General features: G+C 68.6%; 20 protein-coding genes and 2 tRNA genes. 11 read left to right on the top strand and 11 right to left on the bottom strand.

All coding sequences use genetic code 11. The features are described 5' to 3' along the window. Positions 1 to 24 precede the first annotated feature (24 nt). From ORV05_RS03740 to ORV05_RS03725, 4 genes are all read left to right on the top strand, one after another. Positions 25 to 927, top strand: a complete 903-nt coding sequence (locus ORV05_RS03740; protein WP_268757047.1) for a S1C family serine protease — start codon at positions 25 to 27, stop codon at positions 925 to 927. A 116-nt stretch (positions 928 to 1043) separates the two neighbouring features. Then, complete coding sequence (gene orn / locus ORV05_RS03735; protein ID WP_268757046.1) at positions 1044 to 1652, top strand: oligoribonuclease; 609 nt, start codon at positions 1044 to 1046, stop codon at positions 1650 to 1652. A 74-nt stretch (positions 1653 to 1726) separates the two neighbouring features. Beyond that, a tRNA-His gene (locus ORV05_RS03730) sits at positions 1727 to 1802 on the top strand. Between the two features lie 591 nt (positions 1803 to 2393). Beyond that, the gene (locus tag ORV05_RS03725; RefSeq protein WP_268757045.1) at positions 2394 to 2564 is read left to right on the top strand and encodes a hypothetical protein; all 171 of its coding nucleotides are present in this window, start codon (positions 2394 to 2396) and stop codon (positions 2562 to 2564) included. Between the two features lie 318 nt (positions 2565 to 2882). Here the strand turns inward: ORV05_RS03725 and ORV05_RS03720 are convergent, their stop codons facing one another. Then, positions 2883 to 4070: a TerD family protein gene (locus tag ORV05_RS03720; RefSeq protein ID WP_268757044.1), complete on the bottom strand. Its 1188-nt coding sequence runs from the start codon at positions 4068 to 4070 to the stop codon at positions 2883 to 2885. 79 nt (positions 4071 to 4149) lie between these two features. Between ORV05_RS03720 and ORV05_RS03715 the strand changes: the two genes are divergently transcribed. The 3 genes from ORV05_RS03715 (at position 4150) to ORV05_RS03705 (ending at position 6077) form a co-directional block, all read left to right on the top strand. Further along, entirely contained in the window at positions 4150 to 4926 is a 777-nt protein-coding gene (locus ORV05_RS03715; protein ID WP_268757043.1) for a hypothetical protein, read from the top strand. 303 nt (positions 4927 to 5229) lie between these two features. Continuing rightward, a complete protein-coding gene (locus ORV05_RS03710; protein ID WP_268757042.1) occupies positions 5230 to 5781 on the top strand; it encodes a hypothetical protein in 552 nt (183 codons plus the stop codon). A gap of 220 nt (positions 5782 to 6001) precedes the next feature. Continuing rightward, a tRNA-Lys gene (locus ORV05_RS03705) sits at positions 6002 to 6077 on the top strand. Between the two features lie 76 nt (positions 6078 to 6153). On the opposite strand, the gene ORV05_RS03700 is transcribed toward ORV05_RS03705, so the two are convergent. The 5 genes from ORV05_RS03700 to ORV05_RS03680 form a co-directional block, all read right to left on the bottom strand. Then, entirely contained in the window at positions 6154 to 6336 is a 183-nt protein-coding gene (locus ORV05_RS03700) for a site-specific integrase (RefSeq protein WP_407652683.1), read from the bottom strand. Between the two features lie 97 nt (positions 6337 to 6433). After that, positions 6434 to 6766 (bottom strand): SMI1/KNR4 family protein, encoded by a 333-nt coding sequence (locus tag ORV05_RS03695; protein WP_268757041.1) that lies wholly within the window; start codon positions 6764 to 6766, stop codon positions 6434 to 6436. 201 nt (positions 6767 to 6967) lie between these two features. Next, entirely contained in the window at positions 6968 to 7429 is a 462-nt protein-coding gene (locus ORV05_RS03690; RefSeq protein ID WP_268757040.1) for a GNAT family N-acetyltransferase, read from the bottom strand. A gap of 104 nt (positions 7430 to 7533) precedes the next feature. Then, complete coding sequence (locus ORV05_RS03685; RefSeq protein ID WP_268757039.1) at positions 7534 to 7968, bottom strand: hypothetical protein; 435 nt, start codon at positions 7966 to 7968, stop codon at positions 7534 to 7536. A gap of 98 nt (positions 7969 to 8066) precedes the next feature. Then, positions 8067 to 8435 carry a nitroreductase/quinone reductase family protein gene (locus ORV05_RS03680; protein ID WP_407652682.1) on the bottom strand — a complete coding sequence of 123 codons (369 nt, stop codon included), beginning with the start codon at positions 8433 to 8435 and terminating at the stop codon, positions 8067 to 8069. A 138-nt stretch (positions 8436 to 8573) separates the two neighbouring features. Between ORV05_RS03680 and ORV05_RS03675 the strand changes: the two genes are divergently transcribed. After that, positions 8574 to 9353, top strand: coding sequence for a glycosyltransferase (locus tag ORV05_RS03675; protein WP_268757038.1), 780 nt, complete (start codon positions 8574 to 8576; stop codon positions 9351 to 9353). On the opposite strand, the gene ORV05_RS03670 is transcribed toward ORV05_RS03675, so the two are convergent. Together ORV05_RS03670 and ORV05_RS03665 are read right to left on the bottom strand one after the other, a co-directional pair. Continuing rightward, entirely contained in the window at positions 9320 to 10159 is an 840-nt protein-coding gene (locus ORV05_RS03670; RefSeq protein ID WP_268757037.1) for a hypothetical protein, read from the bottom strand. The genes ORV05_RS03675 and ORV05_RS03670 overlap by 34 nt on opposite strands. Before the next feature lie 5 nt (positions 10160 to 10164). Then, positions 10165 to 10671: a SigE family RNA polymerase sigma factor gene (locus ORV05_RS03665; protein WP_268757036.1), complete on the bottom strand. Its 507-nt coding sequence runs from the start codon at positions 10669 to 10671 to the stop codon at positions 10165 to 10167. Between the two features lie 107 nt (positions 10672 to 10778). Between ORV05_RS03665 and ORV05_RS03660 the strand changes: the two genes are divergently transcribed. After that, on the top strand, positions 10779 to 11309 hold the full coding sequence (locus tag ORV05_RS03660) for a lipoyl(octanoyl) transferase LipB (RefSeq protein WP_268757035.1): 531 nt from the start codon (positions 10779 to 10781) through the stop codon (positions 11307 to 11309). A 59-nt stretch (positions 11310 to 11368) separates the two neighbouring features. Beyond that, positions 11369 to 12388, top strand: coding sequence for an NAD(P)/FAD-dependent oxidoreductase (locus tag ORV05_RS03655; protein WP_268757034.1), 1020 nt, complete (start codon positions 11369 to 11371; stop codon positions 12386 to 12388). A gap of 141 nt (positions 12389 to 12529) precedes the next feature. On the opposite strand, the gene ORV05_RS03650 is transcribed toward ORV05_RS03655, so the two are convergent. Further along, positions 12530 to 12964 carry a pyridoxamine 5'-phosphate oxidase family protein gene (locus tag ORV05_RS03650; RefSeq protein ID WP_268757033.1) on the bottom strand — a complete coding sequence of 145 codons (435 nt, stop codon included), beginning with the start codon at positions 12962 to 12964 and terminating at the stop codon, positions 12530 to 12532. A 74-nt stretch (positions 12965 to 13038) separates the two neighbouring features. Continuing rightward, positions 13039 to 13530, bottom strand: coding sequence for a MarR family winged helix-turn-helix transcriptional regulator (locus tag ORV05_RS03645; RefSeq protein ID WP_268757032.1), 492 nt, complete (start codon positions 13528 to 13530; stop codon positions 13039 to 13041). Between the two features lie 144 nt (positions 13531 to 13674). Here ORV05_RS03645 and ORV05_RS03640 point away from each other — a divergent pair, with 144 nt between their 5' ends. Then, positions 13675 to 14850 (top strand): MFS transporter, encoded by a 1176-nt coding sequence (locus ORV05_RS03640; RefSeq protein ID WP_268757031.1) that lies wholly within the window; start codon positions 13675 to 13677, stop codon positions 14848 to 14850. Positions 14851 to 14925: 75 nt separating this feature from the next. Here ORV05_RS03640 and ORV05_RS03635 read toward each other — a convergent pair whose 3' ends face one another. Continuing rightward, a complete protein-coding gene (locus ORV05_RS03635) occupies positions 14926 to 15291 on the bottom strand; it encodes an STAS domain-containing protein (protein WP_268757030.1) in 366 nt (121 codons plus the stop codon). Positions 15292 to 15316 lie beyond the last annotated feature (25 nt).

Here is a 15316-nt window from a genome sequence, read left to right as displayed (position 1 = left end):
ACCTAGGACGGCGAAGGTGGAACCATGAGCGAGCACGAGAACCGGCCGCAGCACGGCTATCCGTACTTCCCGCCGCCTGCGCCCGCCACCCAGACCCCCACCCCGGCGCCACGGCGCCGCAACGGCCGTTTCACGGCCCTCATCGCCTCGACCGCCGTCGCCGCCGCCCTCGTCGGAGGCGTCGGCGGTGCCGCACTGGTCGGCCTCGAAGGCAGCCATTCCACCGGTACCACGGCTTCGACCGCCTCGGGGCAGAGCGTGTCCGCGACGACGAACACCGACGTCAGCTCCGTCGCCGAAAAGGTGCTCCCCAGCGTGGTGCAGGTCAACGTGACCACCCGCCAGGGCAAAGCCATCGGCTCCGGGATCATCCTCAGCCCCGACGGCAAGATCCTGACGAACGCGCACGTGGTCTCGGGAGCCACGGCCGTCACCATCGCCCTGTCCGACGGCACGAAATACCAGGCAGGCGTGGTCGGCGCGGATCCGAAGGCCGACATCGCCGTACTGCAGGCCAGCGGCGCAAGCGGACTCACCGCGGCCACCCTCGGCGACTCCAGCCGGCTCAAGGTGGGCGACCAGGTCGTGGCCATCGGCTCACCCGGCGGCCTGCAGAACACCGTCACCTCCGGCATCGTCAGCGCACTCAACCGGAAACTGTCCGACATCGGCACCGGCGAACCCAACCCGTACAACCAGACCGCCAACCGCGCCACCGACTCGCCCAGCTACACCGCCATCCAGACCGACGCGGCCATCAACCAGGGCAACTCCGGCGGCCCGCTGGTCACCATGACGGGCCAGGTCATCGGCATCAACTCCGCGCTGTACAACCCGTCATCCACCTCGACCGGGTCCGTCGGCATCGGATTCGCCATCCCCATCAACGACGCGAAGACCATCATCAACCAGATCGAGAACGGCTGAGCAACGGCAGAGCAACCCGGGGCGCCGACCGGGGAAAACGGAACGGGCCGTGGTCGGGGCGGCCCGTTCCGCTGTGTCGGGCGGACACCCGGATGCGAGCGCGTTAGGGTTTTCCGGTGACCGACCGTCTTGTCTGGATCGACTGCGAGATGACGGGGCTCGACCTCGCCAAGGACGCACTCATCGAAATCGCCGCCCTCGTGACCGACGCGGAGCTCAACATCCTCGGCGAAGGCCTCGACCTCGTCATCCACGCCGACGACGAAACCCTCGCCAACATGCCCGACGTCGTCCGCGACATGCACGCCCGCTCCGGGCTCACCGAAGAAGCACGACGCTCCACGGTCACCCTCGAACAAGCCGAGCGGCAGGTCCTCGACTACGTCCGCGAACACGTCCCCGACCCCAACAGCGCCCCCCTCGCAGGCAACTCCATCGCCACCGACCGCGGCTTCATCGCCCGCGACATGCCCGCCCTCGACGCCCACCTGCACTACCGCATGGTCGACGTCTCCTCCGTCAAGGAACTCGTCCGGCGCTGGTACCCGCGCGTCTACTACGCCAAGCCCGAGAAGGGCCTCGCCCACCGCGCCCTCGCCGACATCAGGGAATCGATCAGCGAGCTCGACTACTACCGCAAGACCGCCTTCGTGCCGCAGCCCGGCCCCACCACCGAACAGGCCCGCGCCGCCGCCTCTGACGTGCGGCTTCGCCACAGTGGGTGACCCCGTTCAAGGCCGTCCGGGCGGCACGCTACGATATCCCGGCTGAGGTCAACCGGTAACGGTTCCTCAACATGGTGGGTGTAGCTCAGATGGTAGAGCACCTGGTTGTGGTCCAGGATGTCGCGGGTTCGAGTCCCGTCACTCACCCCATGGCCCCACCGTGGTCGCCGCTGATGCGGCTTTCCTGCGGTGGGGTTCGTCATTCGCCCTGGGGGCCGAGCCCCCAGACCCCCACGGTGCGAGCCCCCCGCCCTGGCAAGCGCTGAGCACAACAGCAACCGACCAGCGGGGTTCCTATGGCCCCTGGCGGGGCCATGGCGGCGATTCGACCAGAGTCCCCGCTGATGCGGCTTTCCTGCGGTGGGGTTCGTCATTCGCCCTGGGGGCCGAGCCCCCAGACCCCCACGGTGCGAGCCCCCCGCCCTGGCAAGCGCTGAGCACAACAGCAACCGACCAGCGGGATTCCTATGGCCCCTGACAGGGCCATAGAACGAGGGCACCGGCGGCGATTCGATCGGCGGGGTTTCGGGAGGGGTGGGCGGGGGTTTTGTGAGTGTTGGAGTGGGTGGTGGGGGGATTGGGATTGGTGGGGTTGGTTGGGAAAGAGGCGCGGGGCACGACCACTCGAATGGCGCTCCTGGATTGTTTTTCAAGTGACGGGCCAGTGACGAGCGGGCACGAAACTGGTCTCATTCGGGAAACATCCCGAATAACTGAGGAAAAACCATCAGGAGGTATCCCATGAAGGAGATCATCGAGGTGCTGGCCACCCAGGACGCCGAGCTGCTGCCCAGCCGCGAGGCACTGGGCCTCAGCACCCCCTCCCACATCGACAACGTGTTCGCGGCGAACGGCGCCCTCGCGCTGGGCGGTGCGACGGCGAGCGCGACCCAGGTCGTCATCGTCGGCTGACCCACCGCCAGACACTTCACACATACAATTCCTCGACCCCGAAACGGAATCCGCCATTCGCGGACGAGGTGTGTTTTCTCAGTTAACTCTCCGCCAGGTTTCTGACCCGAAGAGATTTCCTCTCCTCCACAACTGAACAACCACCTCTCGTCTTGAGAGGAACGGCAGTAACGAAGAAGAGCCCCGGCGGCGTGCTCGCCGGGGCTCTTCCTTCGTCGAAACGGAGGAGTGGAGAGGACTAAGGAGTCACATACCTTGTGAGGGTTGAGAAGGAAGTCCCCTCAAGGCCTCCGCGATTTCATGGTAGCGCAACGGCCTTCACTCCGGGATCATTTCCACCAGATTGTCGATCGTGATCACCCGCGCACCCTCGGGGAGCCCGTCGGGCCGGTCCCAGCCGAGGTAGGTGACCGCGCCCGTGGTCTCCTGTCCGGTGTAGTACTCCACCCTGGCGTGCTTCCCGGCGAGCGAGACCAGATACCCGAAGGTCAGGTACCTGCGCTCGACGACACCGCGCGCCAGCAGGCCGGTCGTGGGCCGGGTGCCTTCCAGCGTGTTCATGCCGGAACGGCCCTTGGCGTACAGGTGGAGCCACTTCGCCCACCAGGTGCCGTCGTCCCCGCGGAGGAAGATCACCGGATAGGCCACGCGGCCCCCGCCCGCCAGGTCGGATTTCGCGCGCACGGTGCGCGCCTCATAGGGTTCGCCCTTCTGCGCGCGATCCCGCGTCTGGTAACCGAAGAACACCTCCTCCGCCCGGTGGAACGGCTCCCCCGAGAACAGGAGTACCTGCGGCACGATGAAGCACGCCTTCAGGTGCGCCAGCGGGACGTCGATGAATTCGCTTGCCCCGTCGGCGGCCTCGACCACGTCACCCGAGTGCACCGCCCCGTTGCGGCCGCCGTGCCGCAGCCTGGTATAGGCCAGGTACCCGACCTCGCCGAAGTTCGCGTCGAGCAGCGAGGTGGACAGGTCGTAGTCCGTGGTCAGCTCCGACTGTCGCCAGTGGACGAAGAACGAAAGCACCTCCCCGCTGACGCGCTGCATCGAGCCGCGCGGCACCACGCCCATCCCCCTCGGGGACGTCTTGCCCGACAACGGCAGCGCGACACCGAGGATCTCCGGGTCGACCAGCAACGTACCCTCCACCATCCCGGCGAGCCTGCGGGTGATTTCGGCGTCGATCACGGCGCACACGTCGGCGACCAGCGCGCGCGACAGCGGCGGCCGGTTTTCGTCGGCGACCCAGGAACGGCCCCGGCGGTTGGTGAACACGCGCTTGGTGCCATCCCGGTCGGCGCGGTCGACCAGATGCTCCCGCACCGACAGCAGGACCCGGCCCGCCACGTTCGGCGCCGCCGCGATCAGGGCTTCCAGGATCGCCGTCTCCGTGTCCTGGGCGGCGGCCCGAAGCAGACGGTCGAGGTTGCGCAGCAACAGGCCCGGGGCGGCGCCCAGCAGCCGCGCCGCGCCCGTGATGTCGTGGCAGCCGAACGCCTCCTCCACCCGCTGCTGGAACGACCCTGGCCGTCAGATCGCCGCGGGCGACCGCGAACACCGCATTCGCGCTGGGACAGGTGCGGGCGTGGTCCTCGGGGTGCAGCCCGCCGGCGAGCCGCACCCACGCGCGGGCGTGCCGGTTCACGTCGCCGAGCTTGGCGGGGTCGGCGGCCACGGAGTCGAGTGCGGTGAGCAGGGCGACCCGGTCGCGGCGCGGGAACGAGCGGAACCGGGTGGAGGTTTCGAGCGTGGTGTCACCGCCGGAGAGCGCGCAGGCGAGCCGGAGCACGTCGGTGACGGTGTCCACCAGGACGGTCTTGCCGTTGACGAACCGAACCCGGTTGATCAAAGCCCGCACCTCGCGCACGGGGATGCGTTCGGGCTGGGCGCCGTTCGCGCACCGCTCAGCGAGGACTTCCAGCAGGCTCATGTCGTGCTGGGGAAGCGGCACGGCGGTTGCCGCGAGTTGCAGGTACGCACGGTGGGCCTCGTCGTCGAGAGTGCCGCCGAGGTGCAGCACGGTGACCCGGTCCCCCGCGGAATGGATCAACTCCTCGTGCACGGCCAGCATCTCCGCGTAGGTGTGCTGGTAGCGCCCGTACTTCGGCAGGTCCAACAGGTTGACGGCGCCAAAACTGGCGAGGTTCACCGCCACCCGCTCGGCGGTGGCCGCATCGGCGGCGAACGCCTCGGTGATGCAGGCAAGCCAGAAGGTCAGGGTGTCGGGCACGCCGTGCGGGAACTCCTTGAAATACACGTTGTGCTCGACGTGGTCGCCCACGAGTTCCCGCACCGCGGTGAGCATTTGCGCCCCCGCGTCGATCACTGCCTCGGGCGACAGGCCCGAAAGGTGCTCGAGTAGTTGGGTGGAGAGCTTGAATCCGGCGTCCATGAGGGCAGCGTCGAGCTGACGGGCGGCGGTGGTTCCGTCTCCGGACGGGCCGGCCGGCGCCGGGACGCGCTTGGTACGGCGGATGAGCTCGACGGCAAGCATGGTTCCCCCTCGTGGTCGCCGTTCAGAGTGCCAGGGGCATTGCTTTGGGCCGAAACGGTTTTTCGGCGCACCTGGCGGCTGTGTGCCGGGAAAATCCGTGTCAGTGAGGGGAATCCGCTGTTTAGACTCCGCCGGTCTCGCGTTGACGGATGCTCTGGGAGGGACTGGCGGATGAGGAAGATTCCGACGTTGTTCAGGCGGAACCCCGACGACATGCGGTTCGTGCTGCCCGAGGTGCACCCCCACTGCCGGTGGGTGCTCGACGGCGAGGGTGTGGCGACCCGGAAGTACGACGGCACCTGCGTGATGTTCGACGGGGCGCACTGGTGGGCGAGACGTGAGGTGAAGGCGGGCAAGAACCCGCCGACGGGTTTCGTCGAAGTCGAACACGACGCGAACACCGGCAAGACCATGGGGTGGGAACCCGCACAGCAGTCCGCGTTCTGGAAGCACCTGGCATCCGCCATGGACGATCGCGTCTTCGAACCCGGCACGTACGAGCTGTGCGGCCCGAAGATCAACGGGAATCCGGAGGGCTTGGACCGCCACCTGCTCCTCGGGCACGCCCAGGCCGAAGTGATCGCCGTCCCGCGGGACTTCGAGGGACTCCGTGCCGCGTTCACCGGCTTCCCCCACGAGGGTGTGGTCTGGCATCACCCCGACGGCCGCATGGCCAAGCTCAAGGTGCGCGACTTCCCTCGTGAGAACCTCGAAGCAGATTGACTACCGACAGTGACGGTCCTCACCATCGCGGCCCGATGCTCCCGCCCGCCGGTCACCCGCCCAGGGTGGGGCCATGGTGCGAGCGTCGGGCCGCTCACCTGCGGCGATGACGCCACTCGGGTGGGTGGGGCACCGTTGCGACCCCCCTGCGTGAACGCCACGAAGACCGTGCTAATCTTTTCCACGTCGCCGAGGGAAACCGAAGCGGCCCGGAGATCCGGCGCCATTAGCTCAACTGGCAGAGCAGCTGACTCTTAATCAGCGGGTTCGGGGTTCGAGTCCCTGATGGCGCACCATCACCCCAGGTCATCGACCTGGGGTTTTGTTGTTTCAAGATCACAGCCAACCGAAACCCGCCCCTTTCGCCGCTGACTACGTACCCAACCCCTCCTGCAATGCGTCCGCCGCGGCGGGGTTCGCGACCTTCCGACCGACGTACACGTCCTGGGTGAGCGACGGCCGCGCGTGCCCGAACTGGTCAGCGATCTGACGTGGAGTGAACCGGGCCTCGTCCAGGATCGTGGCGCATGTCTTGCGGAACACGTGCGACGTCACCCAGGCAGAGCCTTCAGTCCCTCGAACTGTCCGGAGATCGCGACGGGAACCCGGAATACCTCACCTGGATCCGCGAACAGACACAGGGGTGTTGACCTCAAGTCGGATCGGCGTACCAACGACGCCAAAAGGTCGGCAGGTCGAGGAGGGTCGTTTCAACGTTCTGTCCGATCCAGAACCACCGGACAATCTCAAGCTTGTCGATGTCAGCCTGCACGCAGAAGCAAGTGCTCGCACCATCGTCGCCGAAGGCGAGTAAATCCTCCGGCAACATCTCGGACCGCCAGACACGCAGGTTGTCGGCGGCAATGACCCCACATGACCACGCAGGCCACCACTGACCGTCCGGATCCTCGAAGCCGTTCGTGAAGGCCAGGAATTCCCGAAGATGCGGCGGTAGGCCGATGCCCAGAACCCGCTCGGCATCCACCAACTCAGCCTCTGACGCACCCGTGCTTAGCCGCAATCCCCACCGGTCAGCTCGCAGAACCTGCGCCCAGTCGGTCATCGGTGTCGAGAGGTATGGACAAGTAGCGACAAACCCGGTCCGATAATCAGCGGGTTCGGGGTTCGAGTCCCTGATGGCGCACCATCACCCCAGGTCATCGACCTGGGGTTTTGTTGTTTTCGATCATGGTGTCCAGCGCAGCACCATGTCCGGCAGCCCCTCCATGTTGTGACTGCCGTCGCTGGTGTCGATCAGGTCGAAGCCGTGACGTTGGTAGAAGGCGCGGGCATCGGTGTTCTGCTGGAAGACGCGCAGCGATACACCACCCGAGTTGTCTCGCAGCACTTCGTCCAGGAGCAGCGTGCCGATCCCTTGGCGCAAGAGGTCCGGACGCACGTACAGCTGCTCGAGCACATCACCCTCGACCGCGGCGTAGCCGACAACTTCGTCGCGGCGCACCGCCACCGTGGTCCGACACGTCCGCAGGACGACATCCCGGATCCAGTCGATCACTTCGCCCAGTGTGTACCGCTGCGCAGGCAAGTACGGCATCGTCGCGGCGCGCGAGGCCACATGGATACGGGCAAGGGACTCCGCATCCTCAACCTCGGCGAACCGGATCACGGTTGTGTTGTCGACATCCACCACAGAAACCTACAAGTGCGGTGGTCGTGCCAGCCAGCAGTTAACACGATGCACCTTCCCGGGGCGCCGCCCCCGACGCTCTTTCAGCCAGCTGCACGATCACGTCAGAGGGGTTCAGGCGAACCGCTCGCTCGACGAATGAGCGGGCCGGTCCCGCCGCCCCGTACCTCGCCCTTTCTCGTCACCCAGGGCGCCAGGTTCACCAGACCCAAGGAGATCGCGGCCAGGGCGAGCCCGACCAGGGCATCCCCGGCCCACACTGAAGTCTGCGCGGTGAACATGCCCGCGGCGACCAGCCCGAGGGCGAGATTGGCCAACGACCCCGACAGGACAAGTATTCCGAACCGCAGTCGCCACAGGCGCGCTACGCGGCTCACGACAACCGCGTTCTTGTGACCGACCCCCCGCAGGCCATTCAAGCCGCGACCGAACCGGACCCCGAAGAGAACCACCCCTCGCCCTCGGAGCCCCGTGATGCCGGCCCCGAGCAGGTGCCCCACCTCATGAACAACGTAGTTCACGACGAGGCCGCCGAGCATGAACAAGTCGTGGTGACTCAACGCAATGCTCCAGGCCCCGGGCGAACCGTTCCGACGACAGCCCGGCGAACTCTACCCCGCTTGGGCCAAGTCGGACGTCAGACGGAGTTCCGGCCGTTGCCGAGGCGGACGGTGACGGTGACGCGGCCCTTGTCGCCGACCCGGGCGAGGGCGTGGCCCGGGCGGTCGGTTCCGTCCAGGTGCAGCGTGACCGGACCGCCCTCATCCGTGAAATTGCGCCACCACATCTTTTTCTCCGGCATGCTGACGCTGATCGTGACGAGGTCGCCGTCGCGCCGGAAGGCGACCGGCAGGCTGAAGGTGCGTCCCGAGCGACGGCCGGTGTAGGTGACGACGGTGAAGTGCCCGCTCACCAGCCGCCCCCACCGCGGGGAGGAGCGAAGTCCCATCAGCCAGGCGTTGACCGGATCGACCACTCGTTTCGGCAGTGGTCCCTTGTACCGCACATGACCTCCAGGTCCGAGCGCTTTCGGCGTTGCCGCCACCGTAGTACCGTCCGTCCGGACCCGGCCGCAAGTGGGAGAGACGAGCGTTGAGGCGTCTCACCCGCCGTCCGTGTCCGGCGCACCGGTTCAATGGCCGGTGTGACGAAACACTGCGTCTCGGTGATCACCGCGGTCCACCCGCCCAGCGTCGCCTACCTCCCTGAGGCCTACCGGTCGCTGTGTGCGCAGGATCTACCGGAAGAGTGGACCTGGCAATGGATCGTGCAGGAGGACGGCCAGGACGGCGTCCTGCGGGAAGCGCTCCCCGAAGACGGCCGGATCAGCACGGGCGGCGGCAGGCGCGGCGGACCGGGCGTGGCGCGGACCATGGCGCTCGCCCGCGCGGAGGGCGAACTGGTCAAGGTGCTGGATGCGGACGATCGCCTCGCCCCGGGCGCGCTGAGCCGGGACATCGGCGTGCTGTCCGTGCGCCCCGAGGTGGGCTGGACCACCTCGGCGGCCCGGGATCTGCTGCCGGACGGCACCACGGCCGGGTTCGCGAGCGATCCGCCGCCGGGCGTCCTGCCCCGAGGGTCGGTGCTCGAACACTGGCGCACCCACGACCATCGCACCCACGTGCATCCAGCCACCCTGTGCCTCCGCCATGATCTGGTGGTGGCGCTGGGTGGCTGGATGGCACTACCCGCCTCCGAGGACACCGGCCTTCTCCTTGCGGCAAGTACCGTGTCGGACGGCTACTTCCTCGCCGAATGCGGGCTTCTCTACCGGAAATGGCCCGGCCAGGTGACCCAGGACCCTGCGCACGCCGATCCGGTCGAACGGGCGGCCCGGATGCGGGTCATCGAGCGGCGTGCGCTCGCGCTGGCTCGCCTGCCTTACGCGCCCTACGGCAATTCGGCCAGTCGCGTGCCGACCTGAGCGAACTGCGCTTCCAGCAACGGGAAGGCACCCGGGCCGGAGTGGACGACGTTGCCGCCTCCCGTGAGGGAGGAACGCATGTTCAGCACGTACAGCCGTCCGTTCGGGCCGTAGACGCGCAGCGACTGGACCTGCACGTCACCCTTGAGCAGTTGCGGACTGTACAACTGCAGGACGACGCCGTTGGGCAGCGTCCGCCGTTGCGGTGACGAGCAGTTCCCGTCGGCGTGGGCATCCGCGTCCGCGGCCTGTTGTGCGGTGCCGCGGTAGCGGTCGGCCATCAGGTCGATCCCGCCGGCGGATTTCTGGCTCGTGATGTCGGCCCGCAGCATGCCCCTCGTCGGCGCCTCCCAGAACAGGTGGGTCTGGACTACTTTCGCACCGGGTGCGGCCGCGGCCACCGCCTGGACGAACGCCTGCACGACCGTCTGCTCCGGCAGTGTCGTGCCCTCAACCGAAACGCTGGTCTGGGCACTGCTCCTGCACACCGGTCCGACCTTCTCGGCTTCTCCCAGCGTCAGGTCGCCTTTCGGTATGACGACGATCGCCGGCACGTTGACGGTCTGCCATCCCGGCAGTGAAGCGCCACCCGAAGCGGACTGCACGGTTTCCGGTGTCGCACGCAGGCTCGTCGAGGCTATCCCCACGCCGGCCACCACGGCGAGCACCGCCGCGGCGGAGCCGAGCCGCCGCGCCAGCACCCGGCGCCGTCCCCGCCGCACCACGTCTTCCAGGCCGGTCCTTGCCGGTGGCGCCGGTTCGTCGAGCAGCGTTTGCAACGCCTCCCGGGTCTCGTCGTCGTTCACGTACCTCACCCCTTCCTCATCGCTGCCAGCGGTTCGCCGGTCAGCTCCTGGTAAGCCGCGCGCAACGTGTGGAGGCCGCGCATGGTCTGGCTCTTGACGTTTCCCGTGGAGCACCCGAGTGTCTCGGCGGTCTGCTCCACGGACAGGTCCTGCACGAACCGGAGGACGAGCACGGCCCGTTGTTTGGGCGGCACGCGCCGGAGTGCTTCGGCCAGTGGTTCCCCGCCCGGCGCTTCCGTCGGCGCCGGACGGTCCGGCGGCTCGGCGACGGCCCGCTCACGTGCCCGGCCGCGCCGGTGGTTGTCGAGGAAGCCCCTGGTCACCACCATCCGCAGGTAGGCGTCCGCCCCGTCCCGCCGGACACGGGGCCAGCGGCTGTAGATCCGGACGAACGCCGCCTGGGCAATCTCCTCCGCCTCGTCCCAGTCCCGGCACAGGGAATACGCGATCCGCCGGGCGAAATCGAAGCGCGCGGTGAAGAACTCGGCGAACTCGTCGTCGCGACTTCGCACCGGTGGCCTCCTGAGTGCTGTTTGCTCACGGTCACCCGCTCCTACGCGGATCTGGCCCGCCGGGTTGCATCGTCGATCTTGAAAGACGGCGGTCGTATCATCGCGCGGTGACCACGCGTTCGGCGTTCCCCGATCTCACCCGGGTGGATCTGGGCGAGATCCCCTACGCCACGGCATCGGAGTGGATGAGGGCCTGGGTGGCCGAATGCCAGGAGGGCCGGGAAGGTGACCGGCTCTTCCTGCTGTCGCATCCCGTCGTCACCTTCGGTCCCCGCACCTCGCCCGTGGACCTGCCGTCCGCGGCGTCCGGACTGCCCACCGTGCCGGTGGACCGGGGTGGCCAGGCCACCTATCACGGCCCGGGGCAGCTCGTCGGCGGTCCCAGCCTGGTCGGTGTGTGGACCCCGGACCACCGCAAGGTCGCCTCGATCGGCATGCGTATCCGCGGCGGGGTCAGCAGCCATGGCTTCTGCGTCAACGTCGCCCCGGACATGGCCGTCTTCGACAGTTTTGTCTCGTGTGGACTGTCCGAGCCGATGACTTCGCTGGCCGTGCTCGCCGCCGAACGGGACCGGCCCGCCCCGGGCGATGGCGAGGTCAGGGACGCGCTGGCCGCCGCACTCGGCGCACACCGATGATTTGCCGTTCCGGCAAAGAACTTTGTCAGCGTCGCTGGTCCGTGTGAATAGTCGAGACCATGAAGAGCGAGAAGTACGACGTAGTGGTCATCGGTGCGGGCAGCGCGGGACTCAGCGGGGCACTCGCCCTCGCGCGGTCCCGGCGCTCGGTCCTGGTGATCGACGCGGGCGAGCCGCGCAACGCCCCGGCCGGGCACGTGCACAACTATCTGGGCCGCGAGAACACGCCGCCTGCCGAACTACGCGCCCTCGGCCGGGCCGAGGTCACCGGGTACGGCGGCGAAATGGTCGATGCCCGCGTGCTGTCGGCCGAGACGGCAGGCGACGGATTCCGGCTGCGGCTCGACACCGGCCGCACGGTGGCCGCCCGGCGCCTGCTCGTCGCCACCGGTGCGGTGGACGAACTGCCCGATCTTCCCGGGCTGGCCCAGCGGTGGGGCCGGGACGTGCTGCACTGCGCGTACTGCCACGGCTGGGAGGTCCAGGACCGGGCGATCGGCATCCTGGCCACTGGGCCGATGGCGGTGCACCAGGCCCTGCTGTTCCGCCAACTGAGCGAGGACGTGGTCCTCTTCGGCCACCTCGCCGAGCCCGCCGCCGCGGATACCGCCCGGCTGGCGGCCCGGGGGATCCGCGTGGTGCCGGGCGAGGTAGCGGCACTGGAGGTGACCGGCGACACGCTCACCGGTGTCCGGCTCCGCTCGGGCGAACTGGTGCCGCGGGAAGCGATCGTGGTCGCCCCACGGCCGGCCGCCCGCGCCGGCTTCCTCTCCGGGCTGGGGTTGGAGGCCGTCGACAAGGTGGTCGACGGAGTCGTGATCGCGACGGCCGTACCGTCCGATCCCGGGGGCGCGACCGCGGTGCCGGGGGTGTGGGTGGCCGGGAACGTCACCGATCCGACGGCTCAGGTGATCGGCGCGGCCGCCGCCGGGCTCGCGGCGGGGGCGGCGATCAACGCCGACCTCGTCGAGGAGGAAACCCGGCAAGCGCTGGACCGGCACCGGAGCGGCCCGTTCTCCGCGGAGGCCGAACGAGAACTGGCCGCGCGGGTGGCCGGTGACCGCCGCCACGGCCTCTGAACCGCCCCTTCGGCCAGTGCCCCGGCAAAGTCCGGTCGGGCGTTATGCCGTGAAGGGTCCCTTCACCGTCGAATCGGCTGTGAAGGGACCCTTCACGGCTCGCAGCAGGCCCCATCAGGGGCGAGAATCGTCCTCTGTGGACTAGGAGGGGGTGACCTGGTGCAGGACGGCGGCGTGGGCGGGGACCAGCCTGCGACCGCTGATCTGCTCCATCTCCACCTTCAGCAGCCGGTCGCGGTGTCCGGTGGCCCACGGGCGGCTCATCGGCTGGATCAGCTCCACCATCTCGTCGATGTCGGTCACCAGCTGGGCCTTGCCGATGACGACCACGTTCCAGCCGGTGTGCGTGGCGATGTCGATCTCGTCGGCTTCGAACGCGACCACCGTGTTGTGGAGCTTGTCCGCCCAGGACCCGCGGGCGCCGCGGATCACCACCACCCCGTCGATCACGGCGAAGTTGACCGGCCGGATGGCGGGCAGCGCCCCCTCGGTGAACACGACGCGGCCCACCGGTACCGATCGCAGCAGAGCCAGACATTCACGGACTCCGAGGATCTTGATTTCGCTGCTCGGCATGGCGGCCTCCGACTCGTGTTACGCCTGACAGCCCCACTCTGCCTGCCCGGCCCCGTGCCCAGCAGGGGCGAAGGTCACCGATTCGGTACCGCCCTTGGTCCCGTTCCGCCCTCCACAGTGGACCGATACGCGAGCGAGCCCAGCGCGTCCACCAGGGGGGCCAGCGTCGGCGAGCCCCCGGCCTCGGCCAGTGCCTCGGCGAGCGCCGCGTCGTGGGTGGGACGGGCGTCGGCGAGCAGGCGCTGCCCCGCCGGGGTGACCTCGGTGTAGATCCCTCGCCGGTCGTCGGCGCACAGATACCGCTGGAGCAGTCCCCGGTTCTCCAGCCGGCTGACCAGGCGCGTGGTGGCCGACTGGCTGAGCACCACGGCGTTGGACAGCTGGTTCATGCGCAGGTGGAAGCCGTCCTGCCGGGCGAGGACGTCGAGCACGCCGTACTCGCTGACGGACAGTACGTGTGCCTGCTGAAGGGCCCGTTCGAGTTTGTCCTCGATCAGGGCGTGCAGCGCGGCCAGCGTGCGCCAGCCCTGGGCGCGAGCTTCGACGGCGTCGTCGTCGAGTGACACGGTTCACCACTCCTCGGGGCGTTCCAGGGTTCCTCCCCCATCATTGCATGCTACGGTAGGCGTCGCTCGAAATAACCAGCGTGTGCAACTATTGTGGACGCGCCTAGTTGCACACGCACCACTCTTTGCCCGAGGAACGGATCCATGCCTGTCGCCCTGCTCGCACTGGCCCTGTCCGCGTTCGGCATCGGCACCACCGAGTTCGTGATCATGGGCCTGCTGCCCGAGGTCGCGGGCGACTTCGGGGTGTCGATTCCCACCGCGGGCCTGCTCATCTCCGGTTACGCACTGGGGGTGGTGATCGGCGCGCCCGCGCTGACCGCGCTCGGCTCCCGGCTACCCCGCAAGACCGTGCTGCTCGCCCTGATGGGCCTGTTCATCGTGGGCAACCTCATCTCCGCGCTCGCGCCCGGTTACGCGGTGCTGCTCATCGGCCGGATCGTCGCCGCATTCGCCCACGGGGCGTTCTTCGGCGTCGGCTCGGTCGTCGCCGCCTCCCTGGTCGCCCCCTCCCGCCAGGCCAGTGCCATCGCGCTGATGTTCACCGGCCTGACCGTGGCCAACGTGCTCGGCGTGCCCGCGGGCACGGCGCTGGGTCAGGCACTGGGCTGGCGGTCCACCTTCTGGGCGGTCAGCGTCCTCGGCGTGCTCGGCCTCATCGGGATCGGCGCGCTCGTACCGCGCCAGACCACCGCCCCCGGCGACGGGCTGCGCAGCGAACTCGCGGTGTTCCGACGGCCGCAGGTGTGGCTCGCGCTCGCCATGACCGCACTCGGCTTCGGCGGGGTGTTCGCGTCCTTCACCTACATCGCGCCCATGATGACCGGCGTCGCAGGATTCTCCCCAGGCGCCGTGACCTGGCTGCTCGTCCTGTTCGGCGTCGGGCTCGTGGCGGGCAACCTGCTCGGCGGCCGCGCGGCGGACCGGGCACTGATGCCCAGCCTGTACGCGATCCTGGCGGCGCTGGCCATCGTGCTCGTGATCTTCGTGTTCACCGCGCACGCGCAACTGCCCGCCGCGATCACCATCGCCCTCTTCGGCGCGGCCGGGTTCGCCACCGTGCCGCCGCTGCAGGCCCGGGTGATGGACAAGGCCGAAGGCGCGCCCGCGCTGGCCTCGGCCGCGAACATCGCCGCCTTCAACCTCGGCAACGCGGGCGGCGCCTGGCTGGGCGGCCTGGCCATCGAGCACGGCCTCGGCTACACCGCTCCCAACTGGATCGGCGCCCTGCTCGCCGCGGCCGGGCTCGCGGTCGCCGCGGTCTCCGGACTGCTCGACCGCCGCCGCAGCACCGCCCCGGCCCCCGAATTCGTGCGCTGAAAAGAAAAGCCCTGCTCGAGCCAAGTGCTCGAGCAGGGCGGAGGTCACCGCTGTCCACAAGGGACACCTGGGTGATCAGCTCGTGAGGGCTTCCTCACGGGTGCGGTAGAGCGGGATTTCCTGATCCAGCCCGGTGAGCTGGAGCGGGCGGGCGGTGGTGCTGCTTTCCGCCACCACCCGCAGGGCGGTGTCCGAGCCGGCTTCCTGGCGGGCCGTGACCAGGGCGGTCAGCCCGGCCGAACCGAGGAATTCGACGGCGGAAAGATCCACGACAAGGACTTCCGGCCGGTCACGGAGAGCGGCCAGGAGCGCCTTCTCGAACTCCGGTGCGGTCACCATGTCGATGTCACCGGCCACCACCAGCACGACGGCAGCGCCCTGCATTTCGGTGGTGACGTGCACGGCCTGCCCGTTCGGGGGTTCGGTATGCGCTGAACTCACCTCGTCAATATCTCACAACTGGAAG

This window comes from Amycolatopsis cynarae, from assembly GCF_026802195.1.
Classification (GTDB): domain Bacteria; phylum Actinomycetota; class Actinomycetes; order Mycobacteriales; family Pseudonocardiaceae; genus Amycolatopsis_E; species Amycolatopsis_E rhizosphaerae.
This window is presented reverse-complemented; position numbering and strand designations above follow the sequence as displayed.

Coding starts and splice junctions, on each gene's coding strand:
- ORV05_RS03650 (WP_268757033.1), bottom strand. CDS start 12,964: ATGCCGAGCAGCGAAATCAAGATCCTCGGAGTCCGTGAATGTCTGGCT.
- ORV05_RS03655 (WP_268757034.1), top strand. CDS start 11,369: ATGAAGAGCGAGAAGTACGACGTAGTGGTCATCGGTGCGGGCAGCGCG.
- ORV05_RS03640 (WP_268757031.1), top strand. CDS start 13,675: ATGCCTGTCGCCCTGCTCGCACTGGCCCTGTCCGCGTTCGGCATCGGC.
- ORV05_RS03725 (WP_268757045.1), top strand. CDS start 2,394: ATGAAGGAGATCATCGAGGTGCTGGCCACCCAGGACGCCGAGCTGCTG.
- ORV05_RS03685 (WP_268757039.1), bottom strand. CDS start 7,968: ATGCTCGGCGGCCTCGTCGTGAACTACGTTGTTCATGAGGTGGGGCAC.
- ORV05_RS03710 (WP_268757042.1), top strand. CDS start 5,230: ATGAGGAAGATTCCGACGTTGTTCAGGCGGAACCCCGACGACATGCGG.
- ORV05_RS03740 (WP_268757047.1), top strand. CDS start 25: ATGAGCGAGCACGAGAACCGGCCGCAGCACGGCTATCCGTACTTCCCG.